Annotated in this window: 18 protein-coding genes and 1 pseudogene; 6 read left to right on the top strand and 13 right to left on the bottom strand. The window is 60.2% G+C overall.

The genetic code is table 11. The annotated features are described in order from the left end of the window. Positions 1 to 176: 176 nt before the first annotated feature. A complete protein-coding gene (locus ACSQ83_RS28945) occupies positions 177 to 1,679 on the bottom strand; it encodes a DUF1254 domain-containing protein (RefSeq protein ID WP_436230510.1) in 1,503 nt (500 codons plus the stop codon). A 162-nt stretch (positions 1,680 to 1,841) separates the two neighbouring features. Between ACSQ83_RS28945 and ACSQ83_RS28940 the strand changes: the two genes are divergently transcribed. From ACSQ83_RS28940 to ACSQ83_RS28930, 3 genes and pseudogenes are all read left to right on the top strand, one after another. Further along, on the top strand, positions 1,842 to 2,015 hold the full coding sequence (locus ACSQ83_RS28940; protein ID WP_414970371.1) for a hypothetical protein: 174 nt from the start codon (positions 1,842 to 1,844) through the stop codon (positions 2,013 to 2,015). Positions 2,016 to 2,060: 45 nt separating this feature from the next. Next, positions 2,061 to 2,240 (top strand): annotated as a pseudogene (locus ACSQ83_RS28935) (FMN-binding negative transcriptional regulator); the annotation flags it as partial. Between the two features lie 86 nt (positions 2,241 to 2,326). After that, the gene (locus ACSQ83_RS28930) at positions 2,327 to 4,642 is read left to right on the top strand and encodes a heavy metal translocating P-type ATPase (RefSeq protein WP_436230509.1); all 2,316 of its coding nucleotides are present in this window, start codon (positions 2,327 to 2,329) and stop codon (positions 4,640 to 4,642) included. Here the strand turns inward: ACSQ83_RS28930 and ACSQ83_RS28925 are convergent. The 4 genes from ACSQ83_RS28925 to ACSQ83_RS28910 form a co-directional block, all read right to left on the bottom strand. After that, positions 4,561 to 5,079, bottom strand: a complete 519-nt coding sequence (locus ACSQ83_RS28925; protein WP_436230508.1) for a thioesterase family protein — start codon at positions 5,077 to 5,079, stop codon at positions 4,561 to 4,563. The two genes, ACSQ83_RS28930 and ACSQ83_RS28925, sit on opposite strands and share 82 nt — an antisense overlap. Before the next feature lie 13 nt (positions 5,080 to 5,092). Next, complete coding sequence (locus ACSQ83_RS28920; RefSeq protein WP_436230507.1) at positions 5,093 to 6,040, bottom strand: L-carnitine dehydrogenase; 948 nt, start codon at positions 6,038 to 6,040, stop codon at positions 5,093 to 5,095. Between the two features lie 113 nt (positions 6,041 to 6,153). Further along, the gene (locus tag ACSQ83_RS28915) at positions 6,154 to 7,083 is read right to left on the bottom strand and encodes a 3-keto-5-aminohexanoate cleavage protein (RefSeq protein WP_436230506.1); all 930 of its coding nucleotides are present in this window, start codon (positions 7,081 to 7,083) and stop codon (positions 6,154 to 6,156) included. Positions 7,084 to 7,097: 14 nt separating this feature from the next. Next, positions 7,098 to 8,054: a choline ABC transporter substrate-binding protein gene (locus tag ACSQ83_RS28910; protein WP_414970366.1), complete on the bottom strand. Its 957-nt coding sequence runs from the start codon at positions 8,052 to 8,054 to the stop codon at positions 7,098 to 7,100. Positions 8,055 to 9,232: 1,178 nt separating this feature from the next. On the opposite strand from ACSQ83_RS28910, the gene ACSQ83_RS28905 reads away from it, so the two are divergent. Beyond that, complete coding sequence (locus tag ACSQ83_RS28905) at positions 9,233 to 10,216, top strand: GlxA family transcriptional regulator (RefSeq protein ID WP_414955241.1); 984 nt, start codon at positions 9,233 to 9,235, stop codon at positions 10,214 to 10,216. Between the two features lie 23 nt (positions 10,217 to 10,239). Here the strand turns inward: ACSQ83_RS28905 and ACSQ83_RS28900 are convergent, their stop codons facing one another. The 3 genes from ACSQ83_RS28900 to betC all read right to left on the bottom strand — a co-directional run bounded on the left by ACSQ83_RS28900 (position 10,240) and on the right by betC (position 14,197). Further along, positions 10,240 to 11,388: a porin gene (locus ACSQ83_RS28900; protein ID WP_414955242.1), complete on the bottom strand. Its 1,149-nt coding sequence runs from the start codon at positions 11,386 to 11,388 to the stop codon at positions 10,240 to 10,242. A 267-nt stretch (positions 11,389 to 11,655) separates the two neighbouring features. Further along, complete coding sequence (locus tag ACSQ83_RS28895) at positions 11,656 to 12,606, bottom strand: choline ABC transporter substrate-binding protein (protein ID WP_414970211.1); 951 nt, start codon at positions 12,604 to 12,606, stop codon at positions 11,656 to 11,658. A gap of 52 nt (positions 12,607 to 12,658) precedes the next feature. Then, positions 12,659 to 14,197 (bottom strand): choline-sulfatase, encoded by a 1,539-nt coding sequence (gene betC / locus ACSQ83_RS28890; protein WP_414970210.1) that lies wholly within the window; start codon positions 14,195 to 14,197, stop codon positions 12,659 to 12,661. 140 nt (positions 14,198 to 14,337) lie between these two features. Here betC and ACSQ83_RS28885 point away from each other — a divergent pair, with 140 nt between their 5' ends. Further along, positions 14,338 to 15,258 (top strand): choline sulfate utilization transcriptional regulator, encoded by a 921-nt coding sequence (locus tag ACSQ83_RS28885; RefSeq protein WP_436230505.1) that lies wholly within the window; start codon positions 14,338 to 14,340, stop codon positions 15,256 to 15,258. Positions 15,259 to 15,397: 139 nt separating this feature from the next. After that, the gene (gene purU, locus ACSQ83_RS28880; RefSeq protein ID WP_414955246.1) at positions 15,398 to 16,282 is read left to right on the top strand and encodes a formyltetrahydrofolate deformylase; all 885 of its coding nucleotides are present in this window, start codon (positions 15,398 to 15,400) and stop codon (positions 16,280 to 16,282) included. A gap of 101 nt (positions 16,283 to 16,383) precedes the next feature. On the opposite strand, the gene ACSQ83_RS28875 is transcribed toward purU, so the two are convergent. The 5 genes from ACSQ83_RS28875 to ACSQ83_RS28855 form a co-directional block, all read right to left on the bottom strand. Then, a complete protein-coding gene (locus tag ACSQ83_RS28875) occupies positions 16,384 to 17,247 on the bottom strand; it encodes a glycine betaine ABC transporter substrate-binding protein (protein WP_414955247.1) in 864 nt (287 codons plus the stop codon). A 142-nt stretch (positions 17,248 to 17,389) separates the two neighbouring features. Next, the gene (locus ACSQ83_RS28870; RefSeq protein ID WP_436230504.1) at positions 17,390 to 18,601 is read right to left on the bottom strand and encodes an FAD-binding oxidoreductase; all 1,212 of its coding nucleotides are present in this window, start codon (positions 18,599 to 18,601) and stop codon (positions 17,390 to 17,392) included. A gap of 60 nt (positions 18,602 to 18,661) precedes the next feature. After that, positions 18,662 to 19,960, bottom strand: a complete 1,299-nt coding sequence (locus ACSQ83_RS28865) for an aromatic ring-hydroxylating oxygenase subunit alpha (protein WP_436230503.1) — start codon at positions 19,958 to 19,960, stop codon at positions 18,662 to 18,664. Positions 19,961 to 20,033: 73 nt separating this feature from the next. Then, complete coding sequence (locus tag ACSQ83_RS28860) at positions 20,034 to 20,828, bottom strand: electron transfer flavoprotein subunit beta/FixA family protein (protein WP_414970208.1); 795 nt, start codon at positions 20,826 to 20,828, stop codon at positions 20,034 to 20,036. Continuing rightward, the gene (locus tag ACSQ83_RS28855; RefSeq protein WP_414955251.1) at positions 20,825 to 22,015 is read right to left on the bottom strand and encodes an electron transfer flavoprotein subunit alpha/FixB family protein; all 1,191 of its coding nucleotides are present in this window, start codon (positions 22,013 to 22,015) and stop codon (positions 20,825 to 20,827) included. The genes ACSQ83_RS28860 and ACSQ83_RS28855 overlap by 4 nt, the downstream gene beginning before the upstream one ends. Between the last annotated feature and the right edge of the window lies 1 nt (position 22,016).

Here is a 22,016-nt window from a genome sequence, read left to right as displayed (position 1 = left end):
AATCAGCTAACACCGAACGCGCAAAGACCTGGAAAGCAGCAACCCGGCATTGACTCCGACCGCTAACGCAGAACCCGTGCACCCCGGCCATTGACCCCAACCGCAAACACCAGAACCAGGCACCCCAAGACCAACCCCGCCACCGGCCCCCCGTCGCGAGCGAAAAACCTGAAAAATCATTGCCGCTCGATTGCTGGTGGAGCCCACGCCCCATTCGCCGCTTCAGCCTTCGGCGCATAAAGCCGCAACACCAACTGAAAATCGCCATCCGGCGCCGGCAACCAATTCGACGCACGCGCCTTCGCAGGCGCCGCAGCCGACACGGCAATATCGACGGAACCATCGCGGTTCTTCTTCAACCGGTCCCGGTCATTCAGCGAAAGCCGCGGCACCTTGTCGTCGATCAACGCACCGTCCTTCGTGTATGCCGTCAACGTCCAGAATCCGCGCACCGGCGGCAACTGGTTCGGCCCGAAATGCAGCACGTACTCATTTGCACCGTTCAACACGTGACCATCGCTGTCCGAAATGGCAACCGGCTTCACCTCGTCATCCTTCGTGCCCGTGCCCGGCTGATGCCGCGCCAGGAACGCGCGCAACGTGTAGTCGGTGTCGTAACTGCCGGCGCCATCGCCGAACCACACCCAGCCGTTACGGCTGATCGCATTCGACGGCACCGTGTCCACCCGCGTACGGCCATCGGCAAGACCAGTCGCCAGCAAATCGGTATCGGCAGGACGGAACTGCACCGGCTCGCCCGCCTTCACGCCAAGATCGCCAAGCAAACTGACGGCATGCGGATCATTCGGCACCGGCGGATTGTCCTGCAACGCCTTCGCCAGACGCGTGAAGAACGCAGTGGCATCGAGCGAATCGGCTCTGTCGCCACCGCCGCCCGTCACCACCGTAGGCGTGCTGGCCGTCACGTTCGGCCACGCACTGCCGGCTGTCGCAGCACTGGTTTTATCGGCGGAAGGCGCTTCGATGCTCATCGCCGTCTGCAGCTTGCGGGCTTCACGCACGTCCCGCTGGCCGTTCACACGCACACGGATCGACAGCCACACGTAACGCGTGGGCGTCTCAACCCGCGTCACGCCGTCAGGAAGCGTTCCTGTATAACCCGCCGGGACAAACGCAATCGTATTGGCGTGTTGCGCCGCCAGCCTGGCCGCACGCGCCGCCTTCCCACTCAGCTTTTTCGCCGGCACGGACTGATCAGCAGCGTGCGTGATGCTGGAATAGATCACGTTGGTCCAGGCATCGAAGGCGCGCGCATCGTAATAACGGCCGCGCGGGGAATTCGGAGGCGCATTGGGAAGCGTGACCAGCACCGGCCCACTGGCGACATCCAGCCACGCGGTCGATTCCAGCGTATCCACGCTCGGCCGCCCCGACGCGCCCACCGGCGGCAGCGCCGTGGCATGCCGCAGCGTATTCACGGGCGCCTGGCCAGGCCCCGACGCATCGCCGCCCGTGGCCTTCTCCCGTGCAAGATCCGACACCACCAGCGGATATCCAAACACATAAGCGTCCGCCACCTGATCCTTACGCCAGCCATCCCCGCTGGTCACAACGGGCGCTTGCGTCGCGCACCCGCCAAGTATTGCCAAACTGCTCAAACCAGCGGCCACCCAGAGCGCCGTGTACAACGAAACTGCCCAGCGTCGATTATTTTTCATTCGATTTAAGGATCTATTTAAGGCTTTCACTTCGTTCGTCGAGTGCGCGGGCCGGTCCTCGCCTTCCGGTCTTCTGCCAATCCGCGCCGCGGCGCTTAATCTATCTTGAAACCGGTTTTTTATCTTATCCAATGACGATAGGCAAGGAGCGCGTAACGCGCCATGAACGCCCTCGCCAAGGTTTCAGAAAAATCAGGACCGGTGAGAGCATCGCGTAACATGATTTTTTTCGATTTTTTTAGCCAGTTCTTTCTAATCCATCCCGAGCCCGCCGATGTTCCCACCAACCAGCATCGAAGAAAAACGCTTCGGGGTTTTACATTGGCTAATAACTGACAATTCGCTTTCAGCCCTTGTCGCGTATGGCGCAGCGGGCTCCATGCGAACCATGTGCCATTCGGATTTGATGCGAACCACGGCGAGCACGGCATTTCGCACGCTCATGTGACACGGGCGAATACTATTTGTAAGGAAATTGAGAGCGGCTCTGATGCACTGGTTATTTTCCAGCGCGCGTCGGGTTATATATCGTCAACTTTTTATCCGGGCAAAACAGGATGATGTTCTCCCCTTGAAAATATACCTTGACCTTCCAATCATTGGAATGTCGATAGTGGTTACATCGAGCTGAATTGGGATGTCTAGTCATGTCTGCATCGTCTGTTTCAACTGCTAATCCTGCCAGCGCTGCTGGCGCGTCAACCACCGCTGAGTTCGCTATCGGCGGGATGACGTGCGCGTCGTGCGTGCGTCGCGTCGAAAAAGCGCTGGCGAAGGTGCCGGGCGTGGGACAAGTGTCGGTCAACCTGGCGACCGAAAAAGCGACCGTCCATGCCGACGCGTCCGTCCCGCGCGATCAACTCGTCGCCGCCGTGACCAAGGCGGGCTACGAAGCAACGTTCATCGAACCGGAAGCCGCGCCTGTTGCTGCGCCCGCTCATACGGGTGAGCTCGTGGCGGTGATCGTGTCCGCGCTGCTGACCCTGCCGCTGGTCCTGCCCATGCTCGGCCTGGATCTGCATCTTGGCGTCTGGGTGTCGCTGGCGCTTGCCAGCATCGTGCAATTCGTACTCGGCGCGCGCTTTTACGTCGGCGGCTTCAAGGCGGCGCGTTCGGGCGAAGGCAACATGGACTTGCTCGTGGCGCTCGGCACCTCGGCTGCGTGGGGCTTGAGCGTGTATGAACTGTTCGCGCATCCCGGCGAGTCCGCGCATCTATATTTCGAAGCGGCGGCAGTCGTCATCACGCTCGTGCGCTTCGGCAAATGGCTGGAAGCCCGCGCCAAGCGGCAAACTACCGACGCCATTCGCGCACTCGATGCGCTGCGCCCGGAGCGCGCGCGGATTCGCGATGCAGCGACCGGGACCGAACGCGACGTCGCGCTGGCGGATGTGCGTAACGGGGATATCGCGATCATTCGGCCGGGCGAACGGCTGCCAGTCGACGGCCTGATCCGCGAAGGCCGCACGCACGTAGACGAATCGCTGATTACCGGCGAAAGCCTGCCCGTGGCGAAGGAAATCGGGGCGCGCGTGACGGCAGGATCGATCAACGGTGAAGGTGTCATCGCCGTGGAAACAACCGCGACCGGCGCCGAGACCACGCTGGCACGGATCATCCGGCTGGTTGAATCGGCACAGGCCGAGAAGGCGCCCATTCAGCGGCTGGTGGACCGGGTATCGGGGATATTCGTGCCAGTAATCCTGGTGATTGCGCTGGTGACGCTGATCGGTTGGCTGTTGATGGGCGCGGGCGTGGAGACCGCCGTGCTGAACGCCGTCGCGGTGCTCGTGATCGCCTGCCCTTGCGCGCTCGGGCTGGCGACGCCCGCTGCAATCATGGCCGGGACGGGCGTAGCGGCGCGGCACGGCGTGCTGATCAAGGATCCGCAGGCGCTGGAAATGGCGCATCGGATCAGGATTGTCGCCTTCGATAAAACCGGCACGCTGACGGTTGGCAAGCCATCGATGACCGTGTTTGAAGCGGCTGAAGGCGTGGACCGGAATGAAGCATTAGGGCTGGCAGCGGCCGTGCAGCGGCTCAGCGATCATCCGCTGGCGCGCGCGGTGGTTGCTGTCGCTGACGGTGAACAGATTTCGGCGGTTACTGCGACCGATGCGAAAGCGGTAGCGGGACGCGGAGTCGAGGCGCGGGTGGGTGATCGCCATCTGGCAATAGCCAGCGATCGCTGGCTCGATGAGTTGCAGCTCGCCGCGCCGCAACCATTGGCGACACGGGCGGCGGAACTCGAACAGCGTGGGAACACGGTGTCGTGGCTGGTGGAGCTGGGCGATTCGCCGATCTCTGACAAACCGCGCGTGCTCGCCCTGCTCGCGTTCGGCGACTCGCTGAAACCCGGCGCGCGCGCCGCTATCGAACGGCTAAAGGCTATGGGCATCAAGAGCGTCCTGCTCACTGGCGACAACGCCGGCAGCGCGGCCGGCGTCGCGACATCGCTTGGCATTGCACCCGACGCGGTTCACGCGCACATGCTCCCCGCGGACAAGGCGCGCGTGATCGCGGAACTGAAGGCATCGGCGCAAGGCGCGGTAGCGATGGCCGGCGACGGCATCAACGACGCGCCCGCGCTCGCCGCCGCCGATATCGGCATCGCGATGGCGACCGGCACCGACGTCGCCATGGAAGCCGCCGGCATCACGCTGATGCGCGGCGATCCGGCGTTGGTGGCGGATGCCATCGATATCGCGCGGCGCACGTATCGCAAGATCCAGCAGAACCTGTTCTGGGCGTTCGTGTACAACCTTATCGGCATTCCGCTCGCCGCGTTCGGACTGCTCAATCCGATGCTCGCAGGCGCAGCCATGGCGTTTTCCAGCGTGAGCGTGGTGACAAACGCGTTGCTGTTGCGGACGTGGCGTGCTCAGGCGGGGCTGAGGCCGGATGAAGCCGATGCCGATGCCGCTCGCGGTCCCGACGGCAAGCCGATCACGCGGCCCGCGTAACGGGCTTCTTTCGGCGCATCACGAAACATCGCTTCGATACGGCCAGCGATGTCCGCATCGAACGCTGCCGATTTCGCGCCGTGGGTTGTATCGACGTGAAGCAGCATCTGTTCGCTCGCCGCGATGGGCTCCGTTCCCTCGTCCGCGAACATCTCCATGTACAAGTGAACGCGCTTGGCATCGAACGCGAGTACCGATGCCTCCACGCGAACCGCCGTGCCTTCCTTGATCTCGTGCAGATAGTTGATGTGCGCCTCGAGCGTGAACAGCGAGCGGCCTCGCGACGCGCGGCCGGCGTCGTCCAGGCCGATGCGGTCCATGAACGCATCGGTGGCGAGACTGAAGATCAGCATGTAGAACGCGTCACGGAGATGGCCGTTGTAGTCAACCCATTCGGGCCTCACCGTGTCGCGATGGATCGTTCGATTGTGCGTCACTCGTATGCCTTCTCTAGTCCACTATGCCGTGGCGGGATTTCGCTTCTGCAATAGCAGTCATCACGCTCGTGATGCAGTCGTCGCGATACCGTTCCAGTTGCTTGATGGAGTGCGTGCCTTGCTGATCCGTGGTGCCATCCACCACCCGGTCGATGAGTTCGTCCGTGAGTTTTGGCGCAACCAGCTTGGTCCACGGCAATTCTAGCGCCGGTCCGAATTGCTGCATGAAATGCCGCATGCCGGCCTCGCCGCCTGCGAGCGTATAGGTCAGGAACGTGCCCATGAACGACCAGCGAATGCCTGCGCCAAAACGAATGGCATCGTCGATTTCGCCTGTGGTCGCCACACCTTCGTTGACCAGGTGAAGTGCTTCGCGCCACAGCGCTTCAAGCAACCGGTCCGCGATGAAACCGGGCACCTCTTTGCGGACTCTTAGCGGACGCATACCGATCGATTCATAAAACGATGATGCTGTTTGCAACGTTGCTTCCGAGGTTTTCTCACCGCCGACGACTTCGACCAGCGGCAGCAAATAGACCGGATTGAAAGGATGGCCCACGATGCAGCGCGACGCGTCTTTGGCGCTGGCGTAAAAATCCGTCGGGAGCAATCCCGATGTTGACGACGCGATGATCGCTTCCGGCTTTGCCGCCCTCGATGCTTTCTCATGCAGCGTCAGCTTGAGGTCTTCACGCTCGGGCGCGCTCTCCTGTATGAAGTCGGCATCGGCGACGCATTCCTCGATGGTCGCGACGAAGCGCAATCTTTCCGGCGATGCACCCTTCGCCAGGCCCACCCGTTCGAGTGCCGGCCAAGCGTTAGCGACATTCGCCCGAAGCTGCTGCTCGGCGCCCGGCGCCGGGTCCCACGCTACTACGTCAAGTCCATGCGCCAACGCTCGCGATACCCAGCCGCTTCCAATTACCCCTACGCCCAACGCAGCAAACGTCTTGACTTGCATATACCGGATTCCTTATTAATTTGACTTCTTACTTGCTTCGATGCTTGGGTGACTTGCCTTCAGCTTGAGATCCCGCTTTCGCACGGCCTGCGTCTGCGGGTTCTTCTGCGGTCTTACGCGAATTGCTCGATCTTGCGACGGTCCAGCAAACGCTCACCGCGTGCCGGCAAGTTCAGCTTCTTTCTGCCCTCTGCCGGCGTCAGCGCACGACCGCCGAGACGCTCGATGATCTCTACTGCCCGCTGAACCAGCGTCCCGTTGCTTGCGTGCACGCCACGGTCCAGATACAGATTGTCTTCAAGACCGATGCGCACGTGCCCGCCTAATAACATTGCCTGGGCGACCATCGGCATTTGCATGCGGCCGATGCCAAAGCCCGCCCACTGCGCGCCCGCGGGCATGTTATCGACCATCGACTTGAGGGTGCCTACGTCAGCCGGTGCGCCCCAGGGAATGCCCATGCATAGCTGGAACAAGGGAGCGTCGTCGAGCAAACCTTCCTTCTGCATCTGCTTCGCGAACCACAAATGGCCTGTGTCGAAGATCTCGAGTTCAGGCTTCACGCCCAGCTCTTGTATCCGCTTTGCGCCTGCCCGGAGTTGCGCGGGGGTTGATACATAAATCGTGTCGCCATCGCCGAAATTCAGCGTGCCGCAGTCCAGCGTGCAGATCTCCGGCAACAACTCTTCGACGTGTGCGAGCCGGGTCAGGCCACCGACCAGATCAGTGCCGGCGCCGAACTGCATGGGCGATTCGCCTGCGCCAATTTCCAGGTCACCGCCCATGCCGGCCGTCAGGTTGATGATGACGTCCACATCCGATGAACGGATGCGATCCACCACCTCGCGATACAACGCGGGGTCGCGGCTGCCGCGGCCCGTGCGCGGATCACGGACGTGGCAATGCGCGACGGTGGCGCCCGCGCGGGCGGCTTCAATGGCCGCTTCCGCGATCTGCTTGGGCGTCACTGGAATGGCCGGGTGTTTGCTCGTGGTGTCGCCTGCGCCTGTTACTGCGCAGGTCACGATCACTTCGTAGTTCATGTTGCGTCGTCCTTTCAAAGGCCAAGATATTGCTTAACTGCCGGCAGACCGTCCTTGCCGTCCACTGTCTTTACGCCCGCGAGCCAGGCATCCAGCACTTGCGGATTTTTCTTCAGATAGTCCTTGGCGGCATCGGCGGGACGCACTTTTGCCATGACCGGGATCATCAATTGGTTCTCTAGTTGCGTGGTGAAGCGGAGGTTCGACACGAGCTTTCCGGCGTTCGGGCATCGCGTCAGGAAGTCGGGGTTGGTCAGCGTATAGACGCGTGCTTCGCCGTAGTTCGGACCGAACACCGCGTCGCCGCCGGAGAGGTAGTTCATCTTGATCTGGATGTTCATCGGATGCGGTTCCCAGCCGAGGAACACGACCCATTTCTTCTCGCGCACGGCACGGTCGACGGTGACGAGCATGCCGGCTTCACTCGATTGCACCAGCTTGAAACCGCCCAGGCCGTACTGGTTGGTATCGATCATCTTCTGGATCTGCGCGTTTGCGCTGCTGCCCGGTTCGATGCCGTAGATCTTGCCGTCGAGTTCGTCCTTGTGTTTGGCTATGTCCTGGAAGGTCTTCAGGCCCGCATCGTATTCATAGCTTGGCACCGCGAGGGTGGCTTTCGCGCCCGACAGGTTTGGCGGGTCGAGCTTCTCGATCTGCTTTGCATCGATGAACGGCTGGACCGACTTTTCCTGCACGGGCCACCAGTAGCCCAGTGACACGTCGATCTGCTTGGTCTTCAGGCCGGCGAGCGAGATTGGCACTGAGGCCTGCGTGATCTTTGGGTCGTAGCCAAGGCCTTGGAACACGACGGACGCGAGTGCGGTGGTCGAGGTGATGTCGGTCCAGCCGATATCGACGAATCGAACGGTGCGGCAGGTTGCGTCTTCCTTGCTTTGGGCGGATGCGCCGAGGGAGGTCAACGCGAGTAACAGACAGGCGAGCAGCTTTTTCGATGTCGGGAGTGATGTCATGGCTTGGCTTCCTGTTCCGGTGATTTTTTGTGTGGGACAGACGCGTTCGGATGTGTTCGACCGTGCGTAAAAGTAACGCCGCATAATGGTGGGGAGGCGACCGGTTGCGACTGGGAGTTGACTATTAGCGACGGTTTTTTCGTTCGCACTCGAGGGGGGTGGGTTGGGTTTTGGGTTAGCGGTCAGGGTCGATGGTTGGGTGCGCGGGTTCTGCGTTAGCGGTCGGAGTCAATGCCCGGTTGCTGCTTCTTAGGCCTTCGCGGGTTTGGTGTTAGCTGTCTTCTTTACCACTATTAGCCACTGTGCGTGGCGGCACGTCATTTCTTTGTCCAAAGCGACAAAGAAACGAAGCAAAGAAAGCGCTTTCACCTCTCTAAAAATTAAGTGTCCACAGCGTGCAGTTTTATTTCATTGGTACCCGAAAAGCACGGTGCTCGCAAGAGCTTAGGATGTGTGAAACCCTCCTTCTCGCGAATCCTGACAGTAAAACGCTTCGCCCCGTACGCTCTCGGGCTAGCACCCTTGCCATAGAAACCCGCACGGCCTCACGCGTATTTGCCGCTGTGGTGCTTCGCAGGTTAGCTATCAGTTTGCAATGTTATTTGCCGGGTTATGCTTTAAGCATTCTGCAGATCCATTTCTGGGTGGTTTAAAAAATGGTTCGACATGCATACAAATTAGGAGATTGGTTTTCCGCGGATAGCGCGGGGTGTTCCTTGAGCAGGTTCGGTCGTTAGTGCTAGCCCGAGAGCGTACGGGGCGAAGCGTTTTACTGTCAGGATTCGCGAGAAGGAGGGGTTCACACATCCGTGGCTCTGGCGAGCACCGTGCTTTTGGGGCACCAATGAATGAAAACTGCACGCTGTGGACACTTAGGGTAGAGCGGTGAAAGCGTTTTCTTTGCTTCGTTTCTTTGTCGCTAAGGACCAAGAAATGACGCGCCGCCACGCGCAGTGGCTAATAGTGATAAAGAAAACAGCCAACATAAAACCCGCGAAGACCTGGAAAGCAGCAACCCAGCAGTGAACCAGATCGCTAACGCAGAACCCACCCAACCCTATACCCCTCCTCGCCCCGAGTGCCAACGAAAACCTTTCCCCCTAGGATTCGGCCCCATTGCGCCCGCAATTTCAGCTTGTTAGCGTGCTAGTCCGATTGCAAATCGCCCCCACTCCGTAATGCCCGACATCGAAGACTTCCACTTCCTGCTGCTGCCCGAGTTTTCGTCCATCGGCTTCATGTCGGCAATCGAGCCGCTACGCGTCGCCAATCGTTTCAGAGGTGCACTCTATCGCTGGCACATCCTGAGCCTCGACGGCGGCCCAGTCTGCGCCAGCAACGGCATCTCGCTCAACGCAGAAAGCGCCCTCGCCAACGTTACCGAAGCGACCAATGTCATAGTAGTCGCAGGCTTCAACCCGCTAAGCCAATACTCCTGCGACATGCGCGACTGGCTCAGGCGCTTGGATCGCAAAGGCGCAACGCTAGGGGGTATCGATACAGGCAGTTTCGTGCTGGCCGAAGCAGGCCTCCTCAAACACGAGCGCGTGACACTGCACTGGGAAGCGGCATCGGCGTTCCAGGAACGCTATCCGTCACTCGCGGTCAGCCAGGAGCTATTCGAAATCGATGCGCGGCGGATCACCTGCGCCGGAGGCACGGCTTCCATCGACCTCATGCTCGACCTGATCGGACGCCGCCACGGCGCCGAACTCGCCGCCCAAGTCTCCGAGCAATTCGTGCTCGGCCGCATCCGCCAACGCTCGGACCACCAGCGCATGCAGATCGCAGCGCGCTACGGCATCCATAATCGCAAGCTGATCCAGGTGATCGGCGTGATGGAACAACACATGGAAGAACCTCTGTCGCCAGATGCACTGGCAGAGGAAATCGGCGTGACACGACGTCAGCTGGAACGCCTGTTCTGCTCGGTAATGAAAGACACACCCACCCACTTCTATCTGGGACTGCGCCTTGCACGCGCCCGCGAATTACTACAACAAACCGACATGTCCATTACGACCGTCTGCGTGGCTTGCGGCTTCGAATCGCCCTCGCACTTCTCACGCACCTACCGCACAAGGTTCGGCTCAAGCCCGCGTCAGGACCGTAATTCACCGCGCGCGACGGCGCCCGTTGTGGACGCCGTCGCAGCAAACTAACTGAGCTCGCCGCCTCAGCACGCTTAGAACGAGTGGCGGATACCAATACGTACATCGCTTTGGGTGCTCGACGTCGACGGCGTAAAGCTATAGCCGATCACCGCGTTCACGCCATTCGATGCCCTGAGGTAGTCGCCCGACAGATAGACATCGGTACGCTTGGACAACAAGTAGTGCAGCCCGAGCGAGCCCATGTTCCACTTGTGGCCTTCAAACGCCGTGAACTGATAACCGCCGTACAGGATCAACGAAGGCGTGAAGTTATACGAGGCGCCGCCTTCACCCACATGCATGTGCGATGACTGTCCAAAACCCTTGATCGTGGTGTACGTGTAGTTACCCAGCAGCATCAAGTTGCCCAGCGCATACGACGTGCCAATGCCGAAGGTTGCCTGACTGTCGACGTTAAACGCGGTACTGCTGAACAAATCGGTCACAGCGCCGGTCCCGGGGTTCACCGTTGCGACGGTCTGGCCAAGGAACGTCTTCGTACCGATCATCGCGTACGGGTCGAACGCGTAGATTCCATTCGGATTGTTCAAGCGCGTATACGCCGTACCCACCGTGAAGTCGCCGTGTGCGTAGTGCGCACCCAAGCTGTACGCGCTCTTCTCGTGGAAGTCGCCCGCCACGTTGCCGAACGAATACAAACCGCCGAAAGTGAGGCCGCTGATATCGGGCGACATGTACTTGATCGAGTTCGGCAAGCGGTCGCCGTTCATGCGGTCGAAGTCGCCCTGGTGAATGGCGTAGCCGCTGCCGAACGAGGAGATGTTGTATCCCTCCATGAACTCGTTCGTCAGGTCGAGCTGGTTACCCGCGGAGATCGTGCCCCACTGGTTCTGCAAGCCCACGTATGCCTGACGGCCGAACTCCGCACCGCCAAAAGCGTATTGGCCACTGCCGAGATGAAAGCCGGACTCGAGCGCGAAGATCGCCTTCATTCCGCCACCCAGATCTTCCGTACCCTTGAAACCGATCCGGTTGCCGTAGGAGACGCCGTCATCGAATTTGATGACGTGCGAGCCACCCGTGTTGTTGACGTAGGTTATGCCGGCGTCGAGGATGCCGTACAGCGTCACGCTGCTTTGCGCGTGAACCAAGGCAGGCGCAGAGACGGCACCTGCGCTCAACGCCAGGGCCGCCAGCTTCACGGCATTTCGCTTCTTCATCGTTGATTCTCCCTGATACCCGCTTTTGCACGTTTCGTTGGACCGAGCAAAGTCCGCGCTGCTCCGGCGATGGATTCGCATCGCGCAACGCTTCTCGCTCGAATTTTTAATTGCAGAGACCGGCGTACTACAGTGATCAGACGCATGGACACTGATGCATGCATTTGGAATTCAGACACATGCACCAGTCTTGCAAAAGTAAGAGGCCATATTTGCTGAAGCTCGACCTCTTGCGACGTAAATCTGTCCAGTTGCGACCCAGCGTTGTTATTTGGAACCGAGCGCGGTTTGCACAGCCTGCCACCCATTTGCGCCCGTAGTTGTGGTAACGCCGTCGAGCCAGCCCTTCACGAGATCGGGGTTGCGTTTGAGCGCCGCTGCAGCAGCGGCATCGACGTTCGTCTTGTTTTGAAGCACATCGGTGATGATGCCGTTCTCCAAATCAACGTTAAACGTCATCTGCTTCAAGAGACGTCCCACGTTCGGGCATTCGCTCGTGTAACCCGCTCGCGCGACTGTGTTGACCGTTGCGCCGCCGAAGTTCGCGCCGAAGTATTTATCGCCGCCATCGAGGTAGGTGAGATGGAACTTCGTGTTCATCAGGTGCGGCTCCCAGGCAAGGAACACGATCCATTTCTTGTCGCGCACGGAGCGTTCGACTTGCGTCAACATGCCGGTCTCACTCGACTCCACCAGCTTCCAGCCATTCAGTCCGAAGGCCTTCTCATCGATCATCTTCTTGATGTTCTGATTCGCCGGCGCGCCCGGTTCAATGCCGTAGATCTTGCCGTCGAACTTGTCCATGTTCTTCTGCAAGTCAGCGAAGGTATGCACGCCCGCTGCAGCCACGTAGTCAGGCACGGCCAGCGTGAACTTCGCGTTGGTCAGGTTCGGATGAACCACGTCGATCGATTTCTCATCGACGAACGGTTTGACCATCGGCCCTTGCGCGGGCATCCAGTTACCCAGGAACGCATCGACCTGACCTTTCTTCAAGCCCTGATACGTGATCGGCACCGACAGGTTCGAGACGCTCTGCTTGTAGCCGAGCGCTTTCAGCACAACGCCGGCCATGGCGTTGGTGGCATCGATGTCGGTCCAGCCCGGGTCGGCCATCTTCACCTGCTGGCAGCTTTGAGGCTCGGCCGCGACCACCGGCCCAATGGACGCGCAGAGTGCCGCAATGCAGAATAGAGCGTGTTTTAAGGGCTTTTTCATGTTGGCTTCCTGTGGGTAGTGTTGTTCTGATCTCGATCGAGCAGCGTGTGCTTTAGCGCGTGACTGCGGGAAAACGCGCCATGGCTTCGAGCGTGTCGAGGTCGATGTGATTGCGCATATAACGTTGGCTGGCATCGACCGATGGCTGCCAGTCCCATGATTCAATACGGCCTTGCGTGGTCGCTTCGAAATGAAATTGCCGGCGCCGCTGGCTCTGCACAACCTCTTCGCGCAACGCGTCGAGATCCCATCGCGCCGCGATCTCCTCACGCGAAGCCGCGACCCTTGCTGCGTGTTCCGGCAGCATCGCGAGGTTGGTGCGTTCGAGTGGATCGGCTGTCACGTTGTAAAGCTGGTCGGGGTCCGAGGGCGTGTGGATGAACTTGAACTCGCCGCGGCGCAGCATCACGATCGGCGCAATTGCACCTTCGGCCAGGTACTCGCCAATAGCTTCATCGTGTGCCTGCGGCTCGCCGCGCAGATGCGGCACGAGGCTGCGGCCATCGAGCGTATCGGGCCATGTGGATCGCGGCGCGTCACGGCCCAGTTCCACGAGCGTCGGCAGCAAGTCGAGATGCGAGACGGAAGCGCTCACGTGCGCCGCCTTGAATTGCCCCGGCGCGTGCACGATCAACGGCACGCGGCAGCCGCCCTCGAAGAACGTCATCTTGTACCAAAGGCCACGCTCGCCGAGCATCTCGCCATGATCGGATGTCACGATCACGATGGTGTCGTCGGCCATTCCTGCTTGATCGAGCGCTTCGAGGATCGCGCCGAATTGCGCATCGACGTAAGAAATCGCACCGTAATACGCGTGGCGGGCGTTGCGGATCTGCTGGTCCGTCGGCGGCGTCTTGTCGGTCTCGCACACATAACGCAGGCGCTTCGAATGCGGATCGGCTGCGTCCAGCGTGTCGCGGTACGCCGGCATTTCAATGTCTTCGTCGCGGTACATGTCCCAGTATTTCTGCGGGATCGCGTACGGATCATGCGGATGCGTAAGCGACGCCACCACGCAAAACGGCCGGTCATCTTTCCCGGCTTGCCGCTCACGCGCGATGTCGAATAACTTCTGGCGCGTGGTGTAGGTCACTTCGTCGTCGAAGTCGAGTTGATTGGTGCGCACGCAGGGCCCCGCGTCGATCACGGAACTCATGTTGTGATACCAGCTCGGGCGCGTCTCGAAGTCGTCCCAGTTCGGCGTCCAGCCAAAATCCGCAGGATAGATGTCGGTGGTCAGGCGTTCCTCGAAACCGTGCAATTGATCCGGGCCGCAAAAGTGCATCTTCCCCGAGAGGATCGTCCGATACCCATCCGCGCGCAGGTAGTGGGCGAACGTTAATGTTTGCGAGGGAAATTCGGCGGCGTTATCGTAGGCGCCTATTGCCGAGGGCAATTTGCCCGACAAGAATGAAAAGCGTGACGGCGCGCAGAGCGGACTCGCGCAATACGCTGAGTCGAAGACCACGCCACGGGCCGCGAGCGCGTCCATGTTCGGCGTTTTCGTTACGTGATGGCCGTACGCCGACAACGCGAACGGGGTCATTTGATCAGCCATCAGAATAAGGATATTTGGTTTGCGTTTAAGCATCGGGGCAAGGCTCGAATAGAATCAGGAAGGTGACGGGGCACGGGCGTCGTGCGGTGGACGATCCCTGCCGCACATCACTATTGCCGTTCATTTAGCCGCTGTGAAGAGAGCAAAACGTTATGAGCTCATAAGGGGGACTTATGTCGAGACAGGATCGTTTGCCGCCTATGCAGGCGCTGTCGATGTTCGAGTCCGCCGCGCGTCTCGCCAGCTTCACCGCGGCCGCCCGCGAGCTGGGCTCCACGCAGCCGGCGGTCAGCCAGCGCGTGGTGCAACTCGAAGAAAACCTCGGCGCCGCTCTATTCGAGCGCGGGCACCGGGGCGTGACGCTTACCGAGGACGGCGTGCGCCTGTTCGAAGCCGTACGCCAGAGCCTCGACACCATCCGCGTTGCCACCAACGACATCCGGGCGCGGCACGCGACTCCAGCGCAACGCTCGCTCAAGCTCCTCACGGACTTCGGCTTCGCGACGTATTGGCTGATGCCGCGCCTCTCGCAATTCAAGGCGCTGATGCCCGATGTGGACGTCAGGATCACCACGGCGCAGGACGTGCTCGCCGCTGATCACGATCATGCGGATATCGTGATCGGTTTCGGCGATGCGGCAACCGACTGGGCCGGACGTGGAACGGTCAAACTATTTCCCGAGCGGGTCACGCCCGTATGCAGCCCTGCGTTCCTCGCGCGACATGGCAAACCCGGTGCCCCGTCGGACCTCGTTAGCCTGCCGCTGCTGCACCTGGAGCCGACGAATCCGGAGCGCTGGCTGTCGTGGCATGGCTGGTTCGCGGCGCATGGACTGGCAGCGCCGCCTGCGCATCGCGGCATCACGTTCAATAGCTATGGCTTTGTTGCGCACGCGGCAATCATGGGTCAGGGCGTGGCGCTTGGCTGGGAACCGCTGGTCGATGAACTCGTTGCAAGCGGTCAACTGATCCAGTTGTTCGACACGCCGGTCACGACCGACGGCGGCTATCTTTTGAATGCACCACGCGCGCAGACTTTGACCGTCTGTGCGTTTCGCGACTGGCTGCTGGCTGAATGCGGCGTGGCCGCCTGAATTCAGCCAGGCCCTCACCTGACGCTCCGATACCAGCGTCACGGCGTTTAGCTTCTAGCCGCCGCCCCATGCAATTTGTTCTACTGCAACGTATGCGCGCTGCGTTCGCGGCGCTGCCATTCGCATAGTGGAGAACCGCATGGCCGGCAGCATCGATACTGAAACTCTTTCTCATCAACTCGTGCTCACGGTAGCTTGCCCCAGTGCGGCAGGACAAGTCGCCGCCGTGGTCGGCTTCCTTGACCGGCACCAGTGTTACGTCGATGAACTCACCGTCTTCGACGACGATCTCAGCCAGCGCTTCTTCGTACGCTGTGTTTTCCACGGCGTGGACCACGATGAAACGCTGCAGATCGCCGCGTTGCAGCAGGAATTCACGCCTATTGCCGAGCGTTTCTCCATGACGTGGGCGATCCACAACGTGGCTGCGCGGCCGAAGGTGCTGATCATGGTGTCGAAACTCGAACACTGTCTCGCGGACCTGTTGTTCCGCTGGCGCATGGGCGAGCTGAAGATGGACATTGTCGGGATCGGCTCGAACCATCGCGATTTCGAACCGCTTGCCGTGCAGCACGGCCTGCCGTTCCACCATCTTCCGATCACTGCAGACACCAAGCCGCAACAGGAAGCGCAACTGCTCGATTTGTTCGAGTCGTCCGGCGCGGAGTTGATGATTCTCGCGCGCTACATGCAGATATTGTCAGGCGAGACGAGCCGCAAACTGGCCGCGCGTGCGATCAATATCCATCACTCGTTCTTGCCCGGATTCAAAGGCGCAAAACCTTATCACCAGGCGCATACGCGTGGCGTGAAGCTGATCGGTGCAACGGCTCACTTCGTGACCGATGACCTCGACGAAGGTCCGATCATCGAGCAAGTGGTCGAGCGCGTGGATCACTCGTACAAACCGGAGCGACTGCTGGCGACCGGGCGCGATGTGGAATGCATCACGCTTGCGCGTGCGGTGAAGGCCTTCATTGAACGGCGCGTGTTTATCAACGGCGACCGGACCGTGGTGCTGTAATTGGCCCTTGAAATAGAGCCTCATAAAAGAGGCTCTAAAATAAAACAACGCCGCTAAAAGCGGCGTTGTTTCGTTGAAGCTAAAGCATTGGCAAGAGACCTTTAATTTGCCGTCCAGCTAGACACACGATCGCCATGTGCGCTCACCCACGCGTCCGCAGCAGCGGCCGGCTTCGCGCCGTTCGTGGTGGCGAGCATCACGCTGTCGATTTCGCCCGGTTTCCATTGGAACTTCTTCAGGAAAGCAACCACGGTAGGCGCCTTGGTCTCCAGGCCCGGATTGATCACGCTGTCCACGTGCTCGGCTTCACCGAACACCTTCTTCGGATCTTCCAGGAATTTCAGCTTGTACTTCGCGAACATCCAGTGCGGTTTCCAGCCCGTCACAATGATCGGCTTCTTGGCGTTTTCCGAACGCGCCAGTTCCGCCGTCATCGCGCTGCCCGAACTCGGCATCAACGTGTAGTCCAGACCGTATGCCTTGATCGCTTCACTCGTCTTCGACATCACGCCCGCACCAGCATCGATGCCGACAATGCGGCCGCCGAATTCGTCTTTCTTCGCTTCCAGATCCGTCAGGCTCGTCACGTCGGCATTTTCCGGCACGATCAGGCCAATCTTCGCGTCAGGAAAGTTGGTGCCGAGATCGACGACCTTCGTCTTGAAGTTTTCCCAGTACGCGCCGTGCGTGACCGGCAACCACGCTGAAAGCGTAGCGTCGAGGTCGCCGCGCGCCACGCCCTGCCACATCACGCCGGCCGCGACCGGTACGAGTTGCACCGGATAGCCCAGCTTTTTCTCGATGATCTGAGCCGCCACGTTCGATGTCGCGACGCTGTCGTCCCAGCCTTCCACGTAACCGATCTTGATGGTCGGTTTCGCGTCGGCGGCAATTACACCCGCGCTGGTTGCAGCCAGCGCAGCACTTAAGGTGCTTAAAACAAGCAGTTTTTTGATCAGTCTCATTGTCGTACTCCCCTTTGCGGTCCTCACCATTGAGGCTTTAGAATCACCGGCCAGAAATACGCCGACTGGTTATTTTTCGACACCCAGTTGTCTGGATGCGACCTCCTTTAATCCGGGTGCGTCGCCGGCCCTGATGAATACCCTACTTATCGACGACAAGGTCGGTCAGCGGCTTGCTGCAGCACAACAGCACCATGCCCTGATCGATCTCGCGCTGGCGAATACCGCCGTTATGCTTCATCTCGACTTCACCCGATAGCAGCTTGACCTTGCAGGTACCGCACATGCCTTGCGTACACGATGCCGGCAAGCGCACACCCGATTTCTTGGCTGCATCCAGAACATGCTGCGTGCTGCCGCATTCGATCTCGCGATTGCTCTTGGCAAAACTTACCTTGAACGTGGTCTCTACCGGTGCAGGGGCGATCTCAGGCGAGAGGTCAAAGCCAACCGCGCTTTCGCGCATCTCCGCAAATGCCTCAGTCGATTGCAATGCATCGGTGACATGAGCCGTCGTCAGTTGCGCCGCGACTTCCGAAATCGTCTCGAAGGAGAAGCTTTCCTCGTGATAATGCCTGGTGTCGAAGCCACCTTCCGCCAACAGATCGCGCACCGCTTTCATGTACGGCGCGGGACCGCAGGTAAAGATTTCCCGCTCCAGAAAATCCGGTGCGACGAGCTTGAGCAAAGGCAGTGTGAGGAAACCCGTCACGCCCGGCCAGTTCGTCCGCGCGCCGACTCGTTCGCACACGAACGCCGTGCGGAAGTTCGTCTGGTTCGACGCAATCAGGTCGAGCTCGCGCGCGAAGATGATGTCATCGGGCGTGCGGGCGCTATGCACGAACACGATGTCGCGATCCTCGCCGAGTTCGTGATGCGCGCGGCTCATGGACATCAACGGCGTGACACCCGATCCCGCCGACAAAAACAGGAACTTGCGCGCCGGATGCCGCGCGCACGTGAACTCGCCGGCCGGTCCCAGCACGCGAACCTTGCCACCTGTCTGAAGATTGTCGTGCAGCCAGTTCGACACCTTGCCACCGGGCACGCGCTTCACCGTAATGGAAATGGTGTGGGGACGCGTCGGCGGCGAGGAGATCGTATAGCAGCGATTAATCGATTCCCCGTCTATCTCCAGCTCGAGCGTAATGAACTGACCCGGCTCGAATACGAAGGTCCGTTCATTTGGCGCACGAAAGAAAAAGCTCTTCACGTCGTGCGTTTCCTGACGAACGTGGCAGCAGACGAGCGTCTCGTCGGTATCGCTATCCCAACGGGCGGGAAGCGTGCCCCAGAACTCCGGCTGAGTCACCCGGTTTGGGGCAGGCTCGAACGTCGCCTGATCGCGCATCATCTGTTTCTCCGCTGTAGCTTTGAGTGCGACGTTGTTTGCTGGATGAGTGAGCGCTTGAACTTAGCGTTTGAACGAGACGACTTTCTCGCCGTGCGTGCTCGCGTTCACTTCATCCGGGGTGCTCGCGTAGTCGTCGAGCCGGCCTATGTACCACTCGCAGAATTTCTCCACGAGGCCTTCCGTGAACGGCGAATACGGACCCGGTTCATACGCGCTGCTCGTCACGCCGAGTTGCGAGAATTCCACCAGCGCACGGTCCTGGTCGTTCGTCGCGCGCCAGACGGCGGTCAGGTTGTCGACGTTGTAGTCAATGCCTTCTTTCGCGTCCTTATGCACGAGCCATTTTGTGCGAACCAGCGTCTCGCCAGCCGACAGCGGGATCACCGAGAAGCTCACAATGTGATCGCTCATGAAGTGATGCCATGAATTCGGTTGCGTCCAGAACGAGAGGCCGCCGAGATCGGCTTGTTGAAAACCGCCAAGCAATTTCTTCGACGCCACCTTGGCGTCCATCGTTTGCGATTCACCGCTGCGATCGAGCGGCAAACGCTGCGTGCGGAAGCCGCTGACCAGGTCAGCCAGCCGGTCGATTTCCTTCGACGGCAGGTTCATCGCTTCCCATTGCTGCGTGCGTTCTTCAACGGTCTTGTCGAAGGCCGCCATGGCTTCTTCGTTGTCCGCGGAACGCTGATAACCGAAGCCATATTCGTACAGCGAGATGGTCAGTTCAGGATGGTTCGCCACGCAGTGATAGCACTCGCGATTGTTCTCCATCGTGAGCTTCCAGTTGCCCTTTTCGATGATGTCGATAGAGGCGGCCACCTTGCAATCGGCCAGGCCGTGCGGCAACAAATACGGTTCCATTGAAGCGCGCATTACAGCGAAGTCCGCTGGCGGCGTTTCGGCGAGACAGACAAAAATCAGTCCCGCGAGATTCTCGAGATGGATCTTCTTGAGGCTGTGCTTGCACTTGTCGAACTGCTCGCCCATGTGTTCGGCGAACATCAGGTCGCCATTCAGGTTGTAAGTCCAGCTGTGATACGGGCACACAATATTGCCTAGCGAGCCCTTCTCCGAGCTGCACAAACGCGCACCGCGATGCCGGCATACGTTGTGAAACGCGCGGATCTGCATGTCGTCGTCGCGCACGATCAGGATGGAGTCGTTGCCGAGTTCCACCGTCATGTAGTCGCCGGCTTCCGGCACGTCCGGCTCGACCGCGACCTGGATCCAGTGCCGCCGGAAGATCGCATCCATGTCCAGTGCGTGGATTTCCTCGCTCGCGTAGAACGGCGCTTCCAGCGTGTGACCCTTCTTGCGGCGTTCGATCATTGCGCGAACGTCTGCGGAAACTTTCATCGTGTACTCCGTGTTTTGGTGCCCCGCCCGACCTTAACGTGCGGGAATCGAGCAGGAATTTTCGTGTCGCAAATCAGTAATCGACGAGTTGATGCTCGCGCAAATACGCCAGGATCACTTGTGCTTTTTCGACGGAAGTCCCTTCAATTACGACGCTGCCGCCCCGGCTTTCCGTAGTCGTGGCCGAGAGCATGCGCGCATGGCCCGAACGCTTTTCAGCCGCCGCGAGCCGCACGGGTTTGGCCGTCGCGGGCTTGATCGTCCAGGCGGTGCTTTCTGCCGGGCCAGCGCCGCTCACGAGCACCGGTTCGACCGCGCCTTCGCGCAACTTTGCGTACGCGTATCGCGGCGTGGCGTTCGCCATGGGATGCACGGCGACGACGGCAGGCAAGCTTGCCTGCACGCGGCGACGCAATCCTTTCGGCAGGAATTGCCGGACGGTGATGTGATCGGTTTCAACGTCGATATCCACTGCCGATGCAAGCAGCGCGAAGCCCAGTGAATCAGCGAGCTTGTACGGCAGCATGCCGCTGTCTTCGGTCCCTTCCGCACGCGTGCCGGTCAATACAAGGTCGTAACCCTTCAAGCGCGCGGTCAGCGCCGGGGCGATTTCATCGCCTGCGGCTACGGCCAGCACTTCCACTTTCGCAGCGCCTAACGCGAGATATTCTCGCAATGCGGGATTGGTTGAATCGCCTGCGTGCAACACGTCGAGCGTGGCTCGATGCTGGGCGGCGAGGCGCGTGGCCAAGGTCAGCGCGGCGGCGTCATTGCGGCTGTAGCGCGCCGTTCCGCTCACCGGGTGACGGCCGACCGAGACGAGGACGGCGATCTTGTTCAGGTGGTTCGTGGTCGGAGCGTTGTTCATGCGAGCGCTCCTTCCAGCTTCGCTGCACTCGCGGCGCTGCCTCCGGACGCTGTTAGCGAGCCCGGGTTGGCACGCGCGATTCGCGCAGCCGCGGCGGCATCGGTCAGCGCCGCGATCGTTTCCTGCGCGTCGCCGATGATCGTCAGGTTCGCGCGTTTCGCGATGGGCGCGCTCGCGTCCAGGTTCACCGCAATCACGTGACGGCAATCCTTGATGCCCTGCAAGTGCTGCACCGCGCCCGAGATACCGAACGCAATGTAGATGCTGGCATCGACCGTCTTGCCCGTTGCCCCGATCTGTTTGTCGCGGGGGAACTTGCCATCGTCCACTGCAACCCGGCTTGCGCCAATTGCAGCGCCTACCGTGCTGGCAAGCCGCTCGAACGCTGGAACATCGGTCACGCCATTCCCCGCCGACACAATGAAATCCGCTTCCTCAAGCGCGACTTGAGCAGCATCGATTTCTTCGATGCCCAGGTCTTTGTAGCGACTCGCATCGAGCGTATGGCTTTCAGCAAAAAACTGCTCAGCCGCTACACGATCTCCCGCGCCGACAAACGGCAATCTTGCATCGACGGCATTCGGGGCAAGCAGGATCACATCGGGCAGGGAACGCACGGCAAACGCCTTGCGCGCCTGGGCATAAACCGCAACGTGCGTAGCGTCTATTTCGACCACATGCGCTGCCATTGATGCCTTCGCTTGTGCCGCGTATCGGCGACCTAGATCGCCATCGCCGGTTGCGTTATCGGGGAGGAAAACATGCGCGGGCGAGTACGCCGCAACGCACGCGGCGAGCGCGTTCAGAGCGGCATCAGGGGCGAATGCGCGACGATCGAATGACGCCATCTCGATCACTTTGTCCGCGCCGAGCGCAGCCGCGTCGTCCTTCAATTCGCCAAGCACAAGCAATACGACTTGCGTTGCCGGGTCCGCGAGTAACGCCGCTGCCGCAAGCGTCTGGCGCGCGTGGTCATCCAGCGATCCGCGGTCACTGTGTGCGGCCACGAGCAAGGAACGTTGCGCGGCTGAAGTCGTACGGCGCGGCTTCGCCTGGTCACGATGCCCACCCAAGGCGCCCGTTTGAGCGTCTCCCGCCACGCCGATAAAACCCAGCGTAATGCGCTTGAGCCCTTCTGCCGTGATGGAAAACGGCCGGCGCGGATCAATTCGTTTGATCGTATTCATT

Source organism: Caballeronia sp. LjRoot29 (assembly GCF_964252755.1).
GTDB lineage: Bacteria > Pseudomonadota > Gammaproteobacteria > Burkholderiales > Burkholderiaceae > Caballeronia.
Note: the sequence above shows the minus strand (reverse complement) of the source record. Positions and strands in the feature narration are given on the sequence as shown.